The organism is Azoarcus sp. TTM-91, assembly GCF_012911025.1.
Taxonomy (GTDB): Bacteria; Pseudomonadota; Gammaproteobacteria; order Burkholderiales; family Rhodocyclaceae; genus Azoarcus.
In genome coordinates this window covers 1-17,177 of the sequence record NZ_WUEI01000094.1, presented here as the reverse complement: position 1 = coordinate 17,177, position 17,177 = coordinate 1, and the positions used below count along the sequence as shown (strand labels likewise).

Below are 17,177 nucleotides of genomic sequence, written 5' to 3'. Positions count from 1 at the left end.
ACACCGTCTAATTCGTCGGCAGCGTCAGATTGTGTATAAGAGACAGATGTACACCCTGGGAATCAACGCGGCCTTCCACGACAGCGCCGCCTGCCTGGTGCATGACGGCAAGGTCATCGCCGCCGCCGAGGAGGAACGCTTCAGCCGCATCAAGCACGCCAAGCGGCCGGTGCCCTTCTCCGCCTGGGAGCTGCCCTTCTCCGCCATCGACTACTGCCTGGCCGAAGCCGGCATCCGGCTGGACGATGTGGACCAGGTCGCCTACTCCTTCGACCCGGCGCAGTTCCCCGGCCGCAGCGAGACCACCCTGCTGACCCTGCCGCTGGAGCCCTCGGCGGTGGGCGTGGAGGGCGAATGGAACAGCCCCTGGGACCCGCTCTTCCTCTCCTACGTCATCAACGCCCCGCGCCAGCTGATGGACGGCGCCCCCCACCACCTGCGCGACCGCTTCGAGAACCTCGCCGCCCACGGCGGCTTCCGCTGGAACTACGTCGAGCACCACCTCGCCCACGAAGCCAGCGCCTTCCTCGCCGCGCCCTTCGACGACGCCGCCGTGCTCACCTTGGACGGCCGCGGTGAGCGCGCCACCACCACGCTGGGGGTATGGCGCGGCGGCAACTACGAGCGCCTGCGCCAGATCGACTTCCCCCACTCCCTCGGCCTGCTCTACGAGGAAGTCACCCGCTACCTCGGCTTCCAGCACGCCAGCGACGAATACAAGGTCATGGCCCTGGCCTCCTACGGCAAGCCACGCCACCTCGACCTCTTCCGCGACATGCTGGTGTGGGACGGCGACGGCGGCTTCGCCATCACCCCGCTGCTGCTGGAGAACCAGTTCGGCCCGCCGCGCCGCCGCGGCGCCCCGCTGGAAGAGCGCCACTACGACATCGCCGCCTCGCTGCAGGTGGCACTGGAAGAAACAGTGCTGCACCTGGCCGAGTGGCTGCACCAGGCCAGCGGCCAGCCGCGGCTGTGCATGGCCGGCGGCGTCGCCCTCAATTGCGTCATGAACGCCAGGCTGCGCGACCACGGCCCCTACGAGGAAGTGTGGGTGCAGCCGGCCGCCGGCGATGCCGGCACCGCCCTGGGCGCCGCCCTGTGGGTGGACTACAAGGAGCGCGGCCAGCCGCGGCAATGGGCGATGGACCATGCCTACCTCGGCCCCGGCTATGGCGATGACGACATCGAGGCGGCGCTGAAGCGCGCCCGCCTGCCCCATACCCGGCTGGACGACGTGGCCGGGCGCACCGCCGGGCTGCTGGCCGCCGGCAAGGTGGTGGGCTGGTTCCAGGGCCGCATGGAGTTCGGCCCGCGGGCGCTGGGCGCCCGCTCCATCCTCGCCTCGCCGCTGGACGCCGGCATGCAGGCGCGGCTGAACGAGCTGAAGGACAGGGAAGACTTCCGCCCGGTCGCGCCCTCGGTGCCGGAGGAAGACGTGGCCGAATGGTTCTCCTGCAAGCGCGACAACAAGGGCCGCTCGCCCTTCATGCTCTTCGTCTATGATGTGGCACCGGACAAGGCCCGCCGCATTCCCGCCGCGGTGCATGTGGACGGTACCGCCCGCGTGCAGACGGTGAGCGCCGGGGCCCAGCCGCGCTACCACGCCCTGCTGCGCGCCTTCGGCCGCCGCACCGGCGTGCCGGTGCTGATCAACACCTCCTTCAACGTCCGCGGCGAACCCATCGTCTGCACCCCGCGCGACGCCATCGCCGCCTTCTTCACCTCGCCCATAGACGCGCTGGTGATCGGCAGCTTCCTGGTGGAGAAGCAGCCATGACGCCGCCGGCGACCGCCGCGGTAGCGACTGCCGCGGTGACGACCGCCGCGGTGACGGTATCGGTGGTGGTGCCCACCTGCCGGCGACCGCGTCAGTTGCTGCGCTGCCTGCACGCCCTGCTCAGCCAGGAGGGCGTGCCGGGGCGCATGGAGATCATCATCGTGGACGACGGCCGCTCGCCGCGGCTGCCGGCCAGGGTGCAAGCCTGGCTGCGCCGCAGCCGCAGCCAGGTGGCGGTGCGCTGCCTGCAGCCGCCGGCCGGCCGCCGCGGCCCGGCCGCCGCCCGTAATGCCGGCTGGCAGGCCGCGCGGGCGCCGGTGATCGCCTTCACCGACGACGACACCCTGCCGGCGCACGACTGGCTGCGCGAGGGCCTGCGGGCGATGCGCACCGGCGTCACCGCCGCCTGGGGCGACGTCATCGTGCCGCTGCCGCAGGCGCCCACCGACTCCGAACGCAACACCGCCGGCCTGCAGGGCGCCGAGTTCGTCACCGCCAACTGCTTCGTCCGCCGCGACGCGCTGGCGGCCACGGGCGGCTTCGACGAGCGCTTCGAACAGCCGTGGCGGGAAGACTCCGACCTCTACTTCACCCTGCTCGAAGCCCGCGGCCTGGTGGTGCATGCACCGGCCGCCATCGTCATCCACCCGGCCAAGCGCTCGCCGCCGGGCACCTCCATACGCCAGCACCGCAACCTGCTGTTCGACGCCCTGCTGTTCAAGAAACACCGCCGGCTCTACCGCGAAAAAATCGCCCGCTGGCCGCCGCTGGGCTACTACCTGACGGTACTCGCCGCGCTGGCGGCACTGCTCTGCCTGCTCGCCGGCGCCCGCCTCGCCGCCGGCATCGCCGGCGCCGCCTGGCTGCTGCTCACCCTGCGCCTCATGCTGCGCCGCCTGCGCGGCACCTCGCGCGCCTGGCCCAACGTGGCCGACATCGTCGCCAGCTCCCTGGTCATCCCCATCGTCGCGGTGTTCTGGCGGCTGGCCGGCGCGCTGCGCTACCGGGTGCCCTTCGCCTGACGGCGCCTTGCGCATCCATGCAAGCCGGCGCAAGCCGCCGGCGCCATAACAAGACAAGAGACAAGGAGACCGAGGCATGCTTCCTCCCCCAAGCCAGCACTCCGGCCCGCGCGGCGGCAGGCGCCGGCCGCTGCGCATCCTCACCTGGCATGTGCACGGCAATTACCTCTACTACCTCGGCCATGTGCCCCACACCTTCTTGCTGCCGGTGGACGCGGCGCGCGCTCCCGGCTACAGCGGCCGCGCCGGCGCCCTGCCGTGGGGCGACAACATGGTGGAGGTGCCGGTGGCGCAGCTGCGCGACACCGCCTTCGACTGCATCCTGTTCCAGTCCGCCCGCCACTACCTGGAAGACCAGTACGAGCTGCTCAGCCCGGCGCAGCGCCGGCTGCCGCGCATCTTCCTGGAGCACGACACGCCGCAGCGCCACCCCACCGATACCCCGCACCCGGTGGACGACCCGGAAACGCTGCTGGTGCACGTCACCCCCTTCAACGCGCTGATGTGGGACAACGGCCGCAGCCCGGTGCGGGTGGTGGAGCACGGCGTGGTGGTGCCGCCGGAGGTGCGCTGGAGCGGCGAACTGCCACGCGGCATCGCGGTGGTGAACAACCTGTTGCAGCGCGGCCGCCGCCTGGGCCTGGACGTGTTCCTGCAGGCCCGCGACCAAGTGGCGCTGGACCTGGCGGGCATGGACGCGGAAAGCTGCGGCGGCCTCGGCGAGGTGCCCAATCCGCAGCTGGCCGCCTTTCTCGCCCGCTACCGCTTCTACTTTCACCCGGTGCGCTGGACCAGCCTGGGGCTGGCGGCCATCGAAGCCATGATGGTGGGCCTGCCGGTGGTGGGCCTGGCCACCACCGAGCTGGTGACCGTGGTGCGCAACGGCCGCGAGGGTTATGTGGACACCGACCCGGCCCGGCTGGTGGAGGCCATGCGCCAGCTGCTGGCCGACCCGGCCGAGGCCGCCCGCCTCGGCGCCCAGGCCCGCCGCAGCGCGCAGGAGCGCTTCAACATCGAGCGCTTCGTCGCCGACTGGCTGGATGTGTTCGCGGAGGTGACAAGCTGATGGCTACCTCATCCCACCCCCGGGCCCTGGTGGCCGGCGGCGCCGGCTTCCTCGGCTCCCACCTGTGCGAGCGGCTGCTGGAGCGCGGCAGCGAAGTGATCTGCGTGGACAACTTCCAGACCGGGGCCGCCGACAACCTGCAGCACCTGCTGGCCCACCCCGGCTTCTCGCTGCTGGCGCATGACGTCACCGCGCCGCTGGAGGCCGAGGTGGACTGCATCTTCAACCTCGCCTGCCCCGCCTCGCCGCTGCACTACCGCGAAGACCCGGTGCAGACGGTGCGCACCAGCGTCATCGGCACCCTCAACCTGCTGGAGCTGGCCCGCCGCCGCAACGCCCGCATCCTGCAGGCCTCCACCAGCGAGGTGTACGGCGATCCGGCGGAACACCCGCAGCAGGAGGACTACCACGGCAACGTCAATCCCATCGGCCCCCGAGCCTGCTACGACGAAGGCAAACGCTGCGCCGAAACGCTGTGCTTCGACTACCACCGCCAGCACGGGCTGCGCACCAAGGTGGCCCGCATCTTCAATACCTATGGCCCGCGCATGCGGCCGGACGACGGCCGGGTGGTCTCCAACTTCATCGTCCAGGCCCTGCGCGGCCAGCCGCTCACCCTGTATGGCGACGGCGCGCAGACCCGCTCCTTCTGCTACGTGGACGACCTCATAGAAGGCCTGCTGGGCCTGATGGATTCGCCCGACGATTTCTGCGGCCCGGTAAACCTCGGCAACCCGGCGGAATTCACCGTGCGCGAACTGGCCGAGCAGGTGCTGCGGCTCACCGCCTCGCCCTCCGGCATCCGCTACCAGCCCCTGCCGGAAGATGACCCGGTGCGGCGACGGCCAGACATCGGCCTCGCCCGCCACGCCCTCGGCTGGGCCCCGGCCACGCCGCTGGAAGAGGGGCTGAAACGCACCATCGCGTACTTCAGCCGGGTGGTGCGGTGAGGGAGGGTCGCAAGCGGGGCGCCCCCTCTCCCCGGCCCTCCCCGCCAGGGGGGAGGGAGAAAGGCAGGCCGCCGCGCGGCTGAAATGCCGAGGCCCGGCGTTTTTCTCCCCTCTCCCCTCGCGGCCCTAGGAGGGGCCGCTGCGCCAGTACAAGCGCAAACACCTTTGCGGGCGCCGCCTCTCCCCGCCAGGGGCGGAAGAACAACCCTCCCTGCGCGGACGATCCCCTTGAGCGATATGCAACGCCCGCCCCAAGGTTCAACAGGAGAACAGCCCATGGAAACCCCGCTGCTGCAGCGCCATTGCCCGCGCAACATCCTCGTTTTCCGCGCCCTGCAGCTGGGCGACATGCTGTGCGCCGTGCCGGCGCTGCGGGCCTTGCGGGCGGCCTGCGGGGATGCGCGCATCAGCCTGGTCGGGCTGCCGTGGCTGCGGGCTTTCGCGGCGCGCTATCCGCGCTACCTGGACGACTTCATCCCCTTCCCCGGCTTTCCCGGCCTGCCGGAGCAGACGCCGGACATCGCGGCCATTCCGGGCTTCCTGGCCGAGTTGCAGGCGCGCCGCTTCGATCTCGCCATCCAGCTGCATGGCGACGGGCGTTTGAGCAATCCGCTGGTGGCGCTGTTCGATGCCGGCCGCAACTCCGGCTTCCGGCCGCCCGGCGAAACGGCCACGGCAGATGGCGCTTTTCTGCCCTATCCGGCGCAGGGCCACGAGCTGCGGCGCTTGCTGGCGCTCACCGCTTTCCTCGGCGCCCCCGCCCAGGGCGAACACCTGGAGTATCCGCTGCTGGCGGCGGAGAGGGAGGAACTGGCGCACAGCGGGCTGGCGGCCGGGCTGGAGGCCGGCGGCTACCTCTGCCTGCATCCCGGCGCCCGCTCGGCGGCGCGGCGCTGGCCGGCGGAGTGCTTCGCCGCCGTCGGCAACGCGCTGCAGGCGGCCACCGGCCTGCCCCTGGTCATCACCGGCTCGGACGCCGAGGCCGGGCTTGCCGCCGCGGTACAGCGCGGCCTGAAGGCGCCGGCGCGCAACGCCGCCGCCCCGATCAGCGCCGGTGCCCTGGCCGCGCTGCTGGCCGGCGCCCGGCTGGTGGTGTGCAACGACACCGGCGTCGCCCACCTGTGCGCCGCCCTGCGCATTCCCAGCGTCACCCTCTTCCGCGCCTCGGCGCCGGAGCGCTGGGCGGCGCTGGATCGCGATCTCCACCGCCCGGTCTGGGCCCCGCCCGGCCACCACGCCGACGAAGGCCTGGCGGCGGTGCTGCGCGAAGCGCGGGCGCTGCTGGCGAAGCCGCCCTCCGCCGCTTGGCGCTGAGGCCGCCTCATGCGGCGCACGGCCGGAGGATGGTTCCGGCCGGACTCCCCTCGCCTTTCCGCCGGCGGCAGGCGGCAGGGCAGCCGCGCCCTAGCCCGGCGCGCCGCCCGCCTGCCCGTACAGCTCCGGGTTCAATGCCGGGTCGTTGTACATCTTGAACTGGCGGTAGAGCTTGAAGCGGGCGGTGCCGCAGCGGGCCTCCCACAGCAGGCGGTCCAGGCAGCTGGCGAGGTCGCCACGCTGTTCGACCAGCACCTCCAGCTTGGTCCGGCAGCGCGCCATGTGGGCGGCGCCCGCCTCCTGGCGCCCGGCCTGCAGCCGCATGTGGTGGATCTTCAGCGCCAGGATGGAGAGGCGGTCGACGATGGCGCCGGCGGTCTCGCTGGACAGGCGCACCTCCGGCTCCTCGGCGGCCGGGCCCAGCGCCGCCAGCAGGGTTTGGTCCAGGGCTTCCACCGCATCGTTGCGGCGCTGGTTGTAGCGGTCGATGTTGCGCTTGCAGTGCACGATCTCCGCATCCGCCACGTCGGTGCGCCGCGCCTTGTCTTCCTCTTTCCACAGCGCGGTGTTGCAGCGGTGGTTCTCGGCGATCCAGCGCCACCACGGGCCTTCGCCGCCGCTCTCCGCCAGCGCCTCGCCGGCGGCCAGGCAGCGGTCGTGGAAGGCGACAATGGCCGGCGCCTCCAGGTCTGCATAGGATTGCGCCACCCGCTCGCCACTTTCCTGCGGGCTGAAGGCGGTGGCGCCGGCGGACTCGGGACGGTCGCCGCGCCGGCGGGCGGGGCGCTGCTGGCCGTGGGGCATCTGCTGCATGGACATGGCGGATCTCCTGTTGGAAACGCTCTGCCCCGGATGCGGTGCAAAGCCGGTTCCCGCACCGGGCTCCACCGCCACGCCCTTCACCATGCTGCACCGCACCGCCGGCTGGCGGAAAGAATTACAGCGCGGCCGAAACGCTTACATCGCCCCCCGGCGCCATCACCTTCTCCGGCGTCATCGGCGTGCTCCGCACCCGGCGGCCGGTAGCGTGGAAGATGGCGTTGCACACCGCGGCGGCCACGCCGACGATGCCGATCTCGCCCACGCCCTTGGCGCCGATGGCGCTGACGACGCGGTCGTCCTCGTCCACGAAGATGACGTCGATGTCGCGCACATCGGCGTTCACCGTCACGTGGTACTCGGCGAGGTTGTGGTTCATGAAGCGGCCCAGGCGATGGTCGGCATGGGTTTCCTCGTGCAGCGCCTGGCTGATGCCCCAGACCACCGCGCCGCTGACCTGGCTGCGCGCCGTCTTGGCGCTGATGATGCGGCCGGCGGCCACCGCGCTCACTACCCGCGTTACCCGCACGGTGCCGAAGGCCTCGTCCACCTTCACCTCGCAGAACACCGCGGAATGGGTGGCGCGCAGGTACTTCTTCTGTTTCAGCACCTTGGGCAGCATGAGGTACTTCTCTTCGATGGCGGCCTCGCCGGCGGCGGCCATCACCTCCTCCACGCTCATCGCCACGCTGGGCTGGCGGCGCAGGCGCAGGCCGCCGCCGGCGAACTCCACCTCGTCGAAGCGGGCCTTGGCGAAGGGTGAGTTATGCAGCCGCCGCGCCATGCGGAACAGCCGCTTCTGCAACTTGGCGCAGACGCCGGCCACCGCCGAGCCCACGGTGGCGACGTGGGAGGAGCCGCCCTCTATCGGCGCCACCGGCAGGTTGGAGTCGCCGAGCTGGAACATCACCTGCTCCAGCCGCAGGCCGAGGGCATCGGCGGCCAGGGTGCACATCGCGGTGTAGGTGCCGGTGCCGATGTCGGTGGCGGCGCTGCTGACCACCAGCCGGCCGTCCGCATGCAGCACCGCGCCGGCGCGGGCGAACATCTGCATCGCGTCCCAGGTGCCGGTGGCCATGCCCCAGCCGACCAGCTCGCTGCCTTCGCGCATGCTGCGCGGCGCCAGCGGCCGGCGCGCCCAGCCGAAGCGGCGGGCGCCCCGCTCGTAGCAGTCGCGCAGGGCCTTGCTGGAGAAGGGCAATCCCTTCATCTGGTCCTGCTCGGCATAGTTGCGCAGCCGCAGTTCCAGCGGGTCCAGGCGCAGCGCCCAGGCGAGCTCGTCCATCGCCACCTCCAGCGCGTGCACGCCGTGGGCGGCGCCGGGGGCGCGCATGTCCATCGGGCTGGACTGGTCCAGCGCCACCAGCCGGTAGATGAGCTTGACGTTGTCGCAGGCGTAGAGCTGGCCGGACCAGTTCACCACCACCTCGACGTAGTCCTCGTAGCACGAGGTTTCGGCCACCGCCTCGTGCACGATGGCGCGCAGGCGGCCGTCGCGGTCGGCGCCCAGCCGGATGCGCTGCAGGGTTTCCGGGCGGTGGCCGAGGGAGAACATCTGCTGGCGGGTGAGCACCACCCGCACCGAGCGCCGCAGCTGCAGCGCCGCCATCACCGCCAACGGCAGCTGGTACTGCGGCCGCAACCCTGAGCCGAAGGCGCCGCCGACGTAGGGGTTGCGCACGGTGACCTTGTCCTTGCCCAGGCCGAACACCCGCGAGACGTACCAGCGGCTGTTCTGCGAGCTCTGCGTCTTGTCGTAGATGGTGAGATGGCCGTCCTCGCCGCGGATCACGGTGGAGGCGAACAGCTCCAGCGGGTTGTGGTGCTCCACGCCGCTGTAGTACTCGGCCTCGATGCGCACCGCCGCGGCCAGCAGTGCCGCCTCGGCGTCGCCGCGCTCGTCCGGCGGCGGCGAGAAACCGGCCTTCAGCGGCTTGGGCTTGTGGCTGCGCGCGAGCTGCGACATCAGATTGGTCTCATGCTGCTGCGGCAGGTAATCCACCGCCACCAGCGAGGCGGCGTAGCGCGCCGCTTCGAAGGTTTCCGCCACCACCAGCGCCACCGGCTGGCCGCTGAAGTGGATTTCGCCGTCGTACAGCGGGCGGAAGGGGGCGCCGGCGGGGGCGGTCATGTCCTTGTAGAAGAGGTCGAAGCTACGCATGCGCGGGCGATTCTCGTGGGTGATGATCTCCACCACCCCCGGCACCGCCAGCGCCTCCCGCAGGCGGAAGCCGGCGATGCGGCCGCGGGCGATGGTGCTGCCCACCACCACGCCGTAGGCGAGGTCGTGCGCCGGGTGTTCGGCGGCATAGCGCGCCTCGCCGGTGACCTTGGCGCGGCCATCCACCCGCGACACCGGCATGCCAACGCGGACGAAGCCGGTGCCGGCATCGGCCACCGGCGTCTGCAAGTCATGGATGCGCTCGTTCACCGTTCTTCCTCCCTGCAGGCCGGGCCGGGCGTGCCGGCGGCGGCGACTTCCAGGGCGCGCACGATGGCCCGGCGCGCCATGGGAATCTTGAAGTCATTCACGCCCTCGCCACGGGCGCCGGCCAGCAGCACCGCCGCCGCCGCGGCGAAGTGCGCCGGCTCCGCCGGCTTGCCCTGCAGCACCGCCTCCGCCTCCGGCTGGCGCCAGGGCTTGTGGGCGACACCGCCGAGGGCGAGGCGGGCGGAGGCGATGCGGCCGCCCTCATCCAGCGCCAGCGCCGCCGCCACCGACACCAGGGCGAAGGAGTAGGAGGCGCGGTCGCGCAACTTGAGGTAGGCGGAGTGGGCGGCGTGGCGCGCGGGCGGCAGCTCGATGTGGGTGATGAGCTCGTCCGCCGCCATGGTGTTGTCGTGCTGGGGCGTGTCGCCCGGCAGGCGGTGGAAATCGGCGAAGGCGAGCTGACGTTCGCCGCGCGCGGAGCGCAGGTGCACCACCGCCTCCAGCGCGGCCAGCGCCACGCACATGTCCGAGGGATGGGTGGCGATGCAGTGCTCGCTGGCCCCCAGGATGGCGTGCAGCCGGGTGAGGCCGCCCAGCGCCGTGCAGCCGCTGCCGGGGCTGCGCTTGTTGCAGGGCGTGCCGGTGTCGTAGAAGTAATAACAGCGGGTGCGCTGCAGCAGGTTGCCGCCGTTGCTCGCCATATTGCGTATCTGCGGCGAGGCGCCGGCCAGGATGGCGGCGCTCAGCAGCGGGTAGCGGCTGCGCACCAGCGGGTGATAGGCGGTGTCGGCATTGCGCGCCAGCGCGCCCAGCAGCAGCCCGCCGGCGGGCGTCTCCTCTATGCGCGCCAGCGCCAGCTGGTTGAGATCCACCAGCCGCATCGGCCGCGCGACGTTCTCCTTCATCAGGTCCAGGATGTTGGTGCCGCCGGCGAGGAAGCTGGCCGCCCCCAGGGGTATGTTCCCGCCGGGCGCGGTGAGCGCGGCGAGCGCGTCTGCGGGGTCGCGGGCGAGGTGGTAGGCGAAGGGCGTCATGCCGGCACCATCCCGACGATGACCGGGCGGTCGCGCTCCTCGGCGCCAGCGCTGCCGAACATCACCTCTTCCACCGCATCCACGATCTGCGGGTAAGCGCCGCAGCGGCACACATTGCCGCTCATCAGCTCGCGCAGGTCGTCGCGGCAGCGCGCCTGGCCCTCGTTCATCAAGCCCAGCGCCGAGCAGATCTGCCCCGGCGTGCAGTAGCCGCATTGCAGCGCGTCGTGGGCGACGAAGGCGCGCTGCAGCGGGTGCAGGCGCGCGCCCTCCGCCAGCCCTTCGATGGTGACCACCTCGCGCCCCTGCTGCATCAGCGCCAGGCTGAGACAGGCGTTGATGCGCCGGCCATCCACCAGCACCGTACAGGCGCCGCACTGGCCCTGGTCGCAGCCCTTCTTGCTGCCGGTGAGGTGCAGGTGCTCGCGCAGCAGGTCGAGCAAGGTCACCCAGGATTCCACCTCCAGCTCGTAGGGCTGGCCGTTGATGCGCAGGCTGAGCGGATAGCGCGGCGCCGCCTGCGCCTGTGCCCCGCCCGCGTTCTTCACCGCAATGTCCATGAAATCCTCCTCGCAGATGGCGCTCCCGGGCGCTCAAGGCGGCGCCGGAAGTACGAGGGGGAGTGCAGCAAGCGATATGCCCTGGCGGACCCTGCCGGGCCCTTGCCAGCCCGCCGCCGGGGCGCGGGAAAACGCTGTCCGGACCGGGCTGTCGGGCCCACCGCAAGGGCGGCTGCGGTGGGCCCGCGTGGCCCGATGTAAGCGCTGAAAGCGCGGCGGAAGCTTCCTGTACCATAGCCCGCGCTTCGCCCCCGTGGCGTCGGTGCCCGGCACGCTCTTCCCTCAACTTCAGCGGTGTCGCATAAGTGAGCCATACCCCCGATTCCCTGCCGCAGCCTCCGGACGTACTGGCCGCCCTGCGCGAGGCAACGGGCGGCCGGCATGCCGACGGCCCCCAGGCCGAGGCCCTGCTACCCGGCGTGTGGCGACTGCCGCTGGTGGAGGCGGACCTCGCCGATGCGGCGCTGCCGGCCGGCGGCATGGCGGCGCCGGCGGCGGAACCGGCCGGCCTGCCGGCGCTGCGCGCCGAACCGGCGTGGCGCTGGGGCATCTGTCATGTGATCGAAGGCGTTCAACTGGGCGGAGCGGTGCTCCACCGCCGCCTGTCGGCAGCCCTGCGGCCCCATCCGCTGCGTTTCCTGAAAGCGGACGAGGCAGGCCCGGGGCCGCGCTGGCAGCAGTTCGTCCAGGCGCTGCGGGCGCAGGTGCGGACCGAGGCCGCGATCGCGCTCGCCTGCCAGGGCGCATGCGCCCCCTTCGACCGCCTGCTAGCAATCGCCGCGCCCCGCCGCCGCTGACGATGAACGACCTCGTGCACCACCAGCCCGAGCCGGATCCTTCCGCCAGCCAGATGATGATCTTCGACGTCCTGCCGGATGCCTACCTCATCACCAACGAGCGCTACGAAGTGGTGACGGCGAACAGCCGCTACCTGAGCGTGATCGGTACCTCGCTGCCGCAGCTCATCGGCAAATCGGTGTATGACATCAACCAGCATGTGCCCGACGAGCAGCGGGAGACGCGGCGGGCCTGGCTGGAATCGGTGCTGCCCTCGCTGCGGCTGGGCGAGACCCGCTCTTCGCCCATCCTGCGCTACGACCTGCCGCTGGCGGAGGATGCCGCCGCCGGCCAGCTGCCGGAGCGCTACTGGCAGGCGCGCGTCAGCCGGGTGAGCAGCGGCAGCGGCCTGCCGGGCACCGACCTGCTGGTGTTCTGCCTCACCGACGTGACCGAATCGGTGGATGCCTCCGAGCGCCACAAGCGCGAGCGCGCCAAGCTGCGCTCCCAGGCGCGGCTGCGGCAGATGCTGATAGACGAAGCCAACGCCGAGTTGCGCAGCCAGCAGGCGCGGCTGCAGGAGGTGCTGACCTTCGCCCGCGTCGGCGCCTGGGAATGGGATCTTGCCAGCGGCCAGATGAGCTGTACCGAGCAGTGCTACCGCAACATGGGCATCCCGCTGGGCGAGCCGCTGAACGCCCAGCGCCTGTTCACCAGCCTGATCGAGCCGGAAGACCGCGCCCGGGTGCATGCGGCGGTAGAGCATTCGATCAGCTCGCACGACTACTTCGAGGTGGAGTACCGGGTGATCTGGCCGGACGGCAGCGTGCGCTGGCTGCTGGCCCGCGGCGCCCCCCACGGCCCGGCCCAGGGCGCCCCCACCTCGCTGGTCGGCTTCACCCTGGACATCACCGAACGCAAGCAGGCGGAGCTGCATCACCAGGCGGTGGCCCGGGAAGAGAAGCAGGCGCGCGAACGCAGCGAGAGCGAGGCGCGGGCGATGGACCACTTCATCACCGCGGTGAGCCACGAGCTGCGCTCGCCGCTGCATGCCATCGTGTCATGGACCATGCTGATGCAGCGCACCCCCGACCCCAGCTATGTGGCGCGCGCGGTGCAGGTGATAGAGCGCAACACCCGCCAGCTGTCGCTGATGGTGGACGACCTGCTGGACAGCGGCGCCATCGCCACCGGCAAGCTCTCCATCACCCCGCGGCCGGTGGACATCGGCGCGCTGGCGGGGCTGGCGGCGGAGGACATCCGCTTCAACGCGGAAGCGCGCCATATCAAGCTGATCGCGGAAACCCTGTCGCCCTGCCTGGTGATGGCGGATGAGGGCCGCATCAAGCAGGTGATCTGGAACCTGCTGACCAATGCGATGAAGTTCGCCGACGGCGGCACGATAGAAGTGTCGGTGACCGCCGACAGCACCCACGCCGAGCTGACGGTGCGGGATACCGGCATCGGCATTCCGGCGGAAGCGCTGGAGCGCATCTTCGACCGCTTCCAACAGGCGCAGAACGGCCAGGCGGCACGCGTTGCCGGGCTGGGGCTGGGCTTGTGGCTGGTGAAGAACCTGGTGGCGCTGCACGGCGGCACGGTGAGCGCCCACAGCGATGGCCTGGGCCAGGGCGCGACCTTCCGCGTCAGGCTGCCGCGCTTCCGCTAGGGCGGCGGGCGCTTTTGCAGGCCGGCGCCGGCAGGGAAAAGATGATGCGGGAGGGATGAAGGCAGCTGCCAGGAAGCCGGTGGCGAGGGGCCAATGAGGCCGAGGTCGCCGAGGTAACCTCCGGCGCCGCCGCTCGGTCTTCGAACGGCAGCGGCTCGTGCAGCACCGCCCGGAACATGCCGAGGCCGGCGATCGCCGCCATGAAATCGTCCAGCCCCACCGGCTTCACCACGTGGGCGCACCCCGAGGCCGTAGCTGCGCAGCAGGTCATTCAGCGCCTCTTCTCATGCGACGCCGGCTCACCTCCGCCTGCGGCAAACCGGCAGCCTTTGGCGCCGGGGCCCCCTCCGATTCGCGTTTCTGCCGTGCTGGCCTTGCCACCGATATCCACGGCAACCCGCGCCGCCACGATTTCTCGACGAACGGCTGCGCTGCGGTCGCGCCGGCCCTATGACCCGCAGCGCACCCTCACCGGTTCGGTGATCGCATGCACCGCATGCAACCGGCGCAGGGTGGAGATGGCGGTTTCGCTGAGGCGGTGACCGCGGGTGAGCACCATCAGGCCGTTGGTGGTGCGGATGTCCTCATCCACGATCCAGCCGGCGACCAGGTCGCGGATGCGGACGGTGCGCTCGGCGTCGGCGTCCGGCTGGAAACCGGCGACGGCCTTGATGATGTATTCCGGGATGAGCGGCCGGCTCGCCGCCAGCGCCGCGGCCGGCGGCACCTTGCCCGCGCCCCTGCGGCTGTGCCGCTCCAGCGCCAGCGCGGCATGCAGCAGGGGAATGCCGCGGATGAGCTCCAGCGCCGCGCCCTCCGGCACCTCGCCGCGCTGGTGGCGGATGATCTGGGCGACGGTTTCCATGCGCGGGATGCGCTCCACCAGCCGGCCGGCCACCTCCGGGTGCTCTTTCAGCAGCGTCTCCTCCTCGGCGCTCAGCGGCCCCTGGTTGGCGTCGGCCTGCATGATGTCCGCCGGAATGCCGACGCAACCGATCTGGCTCAGCGAGGCCGCCATGGTGTAGATCCACTTGTCCGGCCAGTCGAGCTCCTTCAGCGCGAACTCCACGCAGTCGCGGGCGAAGGCGGCACGCTGGAAGGCCCAGGGGGCGACCATGGCCAGCAGCTCGGTGAGGGTGGCGACCGAGGCCGAGAGCGTGGTCTCCAGCAGCTGCCGCTCGGCATGCTCCAGCTGGTACTGGCGCAGGGCCTCGGCCAGCGTCGCCTCCAGCATGTCCTGCGGGCAGGGCTTGCATAGGTAGCGGAAGATCCCGCCCTTGTTCACCGCGGCGATGGACGAGGCCACGTCCGCCTGCCCGGTCAGCAGGATGCGGACGCTGTGGGGTGCGATCTCCCGCGTCTTCGCCAGGAATTCGGCGCCGTCCATGCCCGGCATGCGCATGTCGGAAAGGATGATGGCGAAGGGCCCGCTCCAGTGCACCGCGTCCAGACCGGCAGCGCCGCTGGGTGCGACGGTGACCTCGTACTTGCCGAACAGGCTGCGCTCCATCGCGGCGAGGACATTAGGTTCGTCGTCCACGCACAGGAGGCGGGCAAGCGGCGTCTCACTCATCGTTCTCTTCCTCCAGGAACTTGCTGCTCGCCGCCTGCCAGGCCGGCAGGCGGTCGAGCAGGCCGACGGTGGCCAGGTAGTCGCGGTCGGGCTGCTCGCCGCCGGCGAGCGCGGTGGCGACATGGGTCATGCCGGTAATGCCGAACTCGGTCGGCGAATCGCATTGCGGCAGGTGGTGATGGGCGACCGCGCGCACGATGTCCATCGGCAGCCCCCACAGGCCGAGCAGGTAGGCGCCGACGGCGGCGTGCAGGGGCGCACCGCAGGCGCAGCAGGACTCCGGTGCCGCGGTGGCCGCCGGCATCGGCGCCACCAGCAGGCCGACATGCGCCAGCAGCGCGGCGGTGGCTGCCGGCCCGGGGGCGCCGATGACGCGGGCCGCGACCTGCGAGGCGCGCAGCGCCTGGCGTTGCAGGGCATCCACCTGGCCATTGGCCGAAGCGCCGTCGAAGACCTGGGCGGCAATGACGACGCGCGTCACCACCTCCGTGCCCAGGCGGGCAACGGCGGCGGCCACGTCGGGCACCGGCTTGCCGCCGCCGAAGAAGGCGGAGTTGGACAGCTGCAGCACCTTGGCGCTGAGCGCCGGATCGGCGCTGATCAGCTCTCCCACCGCGCGGGTGTTGCCCAGCGGGTCCGCCAGCATGCGGTTGAGCTCGCCGAAGATGCGGGGGGCGGAAGGCAGGCGGTTGATGCCGCCTACGGCGGCGACCACCTCGGGCGCCGAGAACATGTCGCGCAGGCGCACCGCGCTTTCGATGATGGAGAAAAGGCGGGCGTTGTCGCAGGGCTTGGCGAGGAACTGGTGAGCCACGTCCAGCATGCGGCGCATGGCTTCGACGTCGGCATGGCCGGAGAGGATGATGCGCATGCTGGCGGGCCAGCGCGCCCTCACCTGCTGCAGCAGCTCGGCACCATCCATGAAAGGCATGCGCATGTCGGAAACGATGACGTCGGCCGGGCAGCTCTCCAACCCGGCCAGCGCCTCAGGTCCGCTGGTGAAGAAGGCGCAGTCCCAGGCGTCCTCGCGTATCGCCAACGTTCTCTCGAAGCCGGCGAGCACCAGCGGCTCGTCGTCGACGAACGCTACCCGCATGCCTGCTCCCCCGCCGGCCCCTGGCGGAGCGGCAGGCGCACCACGAAGGTGGTGCCCACGCCCAGGCAGGATTCGCAGTAGATCTCACCGTGGTGCTTGTCCACCACGGTGGAGTAAGTCAGCGCCAGCCCCTGGCCGGTGCCCTTGCCCACCGGCTTGGTGGTGAAGAAGGGGTCGAACATCCGGTTGCGGGTTTCCTCGCTCATGCCGGTGCCGTCGTCGGTGAGCCTGAGCTCCATCCAGGGGCCGACGGTTTGCGCCGAGACGACGATGCGCCCCTTCTCCTTCACCCCTTCCTTCAGGGTGTCGCCGATGGCGTGGGCGGCATTCACGATCAGGTTCAGCAGGGCCTGGCCGACCAGGTCGCGGATGCAGGGCACCGGCGGCAGGCCGTCGGCAGGCAGCACTTCGAGGTCGGCCACATATTTCCATTCGTTGCGGGCCACGGTGGCGGTGGTGCGCACGAGGTCCAGCATGTCCACTTCCTCCATCTCGCCGGAGGAAGGATGGGAGAACTGTTTGAGCGCGGCGACGATGCTGGCGATGTGGCGCAGCCCTTCCAGCGACTGCTCCAGCGCCTCCGGGATCTGGCGGCGCATGAACTCGATGCGGCGGCCGCCGAGTTCCTTGCGCAAGACGACCAGCGCCGGGTCGGCCTCCGCCGCCGGCAGCGTGCCCAGCAGGCCGCTGGCGGTGTCCAGCAGGTCCAGCAGCGTGCCGGTGGCGGATTTGACGAAATCGATGTTGCTGGAGACGTACTGGGTGGGCGTGTTGATTTCGTGGGCGACGCCGGCCGCGAGCTGGCCGATGGACTCCATCTTCTGCGCCTGCACCAGCTGGGCCTGGGCCGACCTGAGCTCTCTCAGGGCGGTCTCCAGTTCCTGCCTTTCGGCCTCCAGTTCCGCCGTCTTGCGCGCCACCACCTGTTCCAGCGAGATGTTCTGCGTCAGCAGGGCGAAAGGGGTGTCGCGGTCGCTCTGGGCCTCCTGCATCAGGCGGCGCTTCAGCGCGGCGATGGTCTTGTCGCGGGCGGCGAGCAGGCGGGGATAGTCGGGGACGTCCGCGCCGCCATTGCCGGGCTGCGCGGCC

Annotated in this window: 14 protein-coding genes; 7 read left to right on the top strand and 7 right to left on the bottom strand. The window is 71.2% G+C overall.

Annotation, left to right across the window (positions count from 1 at the left end; genetic code table 11):
* The first annotated feature begins 46 nt into the window (after positions 1 to 46).
* The 5 genes from GRF61_RS18990 to GRF61_RS18970 all read left to right on the top strand — a co-directional run bounded on the left by GRF61_RS18990 (position 47) and on the right by GRF61_RS18970 (position 6,129).
* On the top strand, positions 47 to 1,777 hold the full coding sequence (locus tag GRF61_RS18990) for a carbamoyltransferase (protein ID WP_169152190.1): 1,731 nt from the start codon (positions 47 to 49) through the stop codon (positions 1,775 to 1,777).
* Positions 1,774 to 2,799, top strand: coding sequence for a glycosyltransferase (locus GRF61_RS18985; protein WP_169152189.1), 1,026 nt, complete (start codon positions 1,774 to 1,776; stop codon positions 2,797 to 2,799). Before GRF61_RS18990 ends, GRF61_RS18985 begins: the two co-directional genes overlap by 4 nt.
* 76 nt (positions 2,800 to 2,875) lie before the next feature.
* Positions 2,876 to 3,865, top strand: a complete 990-nt coding sequence (locus tag GRF61_RS18980; protein ID WP_169152188.1) for a glycosyltransferase family 4 protein — start codon at positions 2,876 to 2,878, stop codon at positions 3,863 to 3,865.
* Positions 3,865 to 4,815, top strand: a complete 951-nt coding sequence (locus GRF61_RS18975) for a UDP-glucuronic acid decarboxylase family protein (RefSeq protein ID WP_169152187.1) — start codon at positions 3,865 to 3,867, stop codon at positions 4,813 to 4,815. The genes GRF61_RS18980 and GRF61_RS18975 overlap by 1 nt, the downstream gene beginning before the upstream one ends.
* Positions 4,816 to 5,091: 276 nt before the next feature.
* On the top strand, positions 5,092 to 6,129 hold the full coding sequence (locus tag GRF61_RS18970; protein WP_169152186.1) for a glycosyltransferase family 9 protein: 1,038 nt from the start codon (positions 5,092 to 5,094) through the stop codon (positions 6,127 to 6,129).
* Positions 6,130 to 6,219: 90 nt separating this feature from the next.
* On the opposite strand, the gene GRF61_RS18965 is transcribed toward GRF61_RS18970, so the two are convergent.
* From GRF61_RS18965 to GRF61_RS18950, 4 genes are all read right to left on the bottom strand, one after another.
* Positions 6,220 to 6,948, bottom strand: coding sequence for a DUF4254 domain-containing protein (locus GRF61_RS18965; RefSeq protein ID WP_248281333.1), 729 nt, complete (start codon positions 6,946 to 6,948; stop codon positions 6,220 to 6,222).
* A gap of 118 nt (positions 6,949 to 7,066) precedes the next feature.
* Positions 7,067 to 9,379 (bottom strand): xanthine dehydrogenase family protein molybdopterin-binding subunit, encoded by a 2,313-nt coding sequence (locus GRF61_RS18960; protein WP_348982437.1) that lies wholly within the window; start codon positions 9,377 to 9,379, stop codon positions 7,067 to 7,069.
* The gene (locus GRF61_RS18955) at positions 9,376 to 10,413 is read right to left on the bottom strand and encodes a xanthine dehydrogenase family protein subunit M (protein WP_169152185.1); all 1,038 of its coding nucleotides are present in this window, start codon (positions 10,411 to 10,413) and stop codon (positions 9,376 to 9,378) included. Before GRF61_RS18955 ends, GRF61_RS18960 begins: the two co-directional genes overlap by 4 nt.
* Positions 10,410 to 10,973, bottom strand: a complete 564-nt coding sequence (locus GRF61_RS18950) for a 2Fe-2S iron-sulfur cluster-binding protein (protein WP_169152184.1) — start codon at positions 10,971 to 10,973, stop codon at positions 10,410 to 10,412. Before GRF61_RS18950 ends, GRF61_RS18955 begins: the two co-directional genes overlap by 4 nt.
* Positions 10,974 to 11,278: 305 nt before the next feature.
* Between GRF61_RS18950 and GRF61_RS18945 the strand changes: the two genes are divergently transcribed.
* Both GRF61_RS18945 and GRF61_RS18940 read left to right on the top strand, forming a co-directional pair.
* The gene (locus tag GRF61_RS18945; protein ID WP_169152183.1) at positions 11,279 to 11,770 is read left to right on the top strand and encodes a heme oxygenase; all 492 of its coding nucleotides are present in this window, start codon (positions 11,279 to 11,281) and stop codon (positions 11,768 to 11,770) included.
* Positions 11,771 to 11,772: 2 nt separating this feature from the next.
* Positions 11,773 to 13,419, top strand: coding sequence for an ATP-binding protein (locus tag GRF61_RS18940; protein WP_211166083.1), 1,647 nt, complete (start codon positions 11,773 to 11,775; stop codon positions 13,417 to 13,419).
* A 448-nt stretch (positions 13,420 to 13,867) separates the two neighbouring features.
* Here the strand turns inward: GRF61_RS18940 and GRF61_RS18935 are convergent, their stop codons facing one another.
* From GRF61_RS18935 to GRF61_RS18925, 3 genes are all read right to left on the bottom strand, one after another.
* Complete coding sequence (locus GRF61_RS18935; RefSeq protein WP_169152182.1) at positions 13,868 to 14,992, bottom strand: HD domain-containing phosphohydrolase; 1,125 nt, start codon at positions 14,990 to 14,992, stop codon at positions 13,868 to 13,870.
* Positions 14,985 to 16,088, bottom strand: a complete 1,104-nt coding sequence (locus GRF61_RS18930) for an HDOD domain-containing protein (RefSeq protein WP_169152181.1) — start codon at positions 16,086 to 16,088, stop codon at positions 14,985 to 14,987. The genes GRF61_RS18935 and GRF61_RS18930 overlap by 8 nt, the downstream gene beginning before the upstream one ends.
* Positions 16,079 to 17,177, bottom strand: a 1,099-nt coding sequence (locus GRF61_RS18925) for an ATP-binding protein (RefSeq protein WP_211166082.1), incomplete at its 5' end; no start/stop codon positions are given. The genes GRF61_RS18930 and GRF61_RS18925, both read right to left, overlap by 10 nt.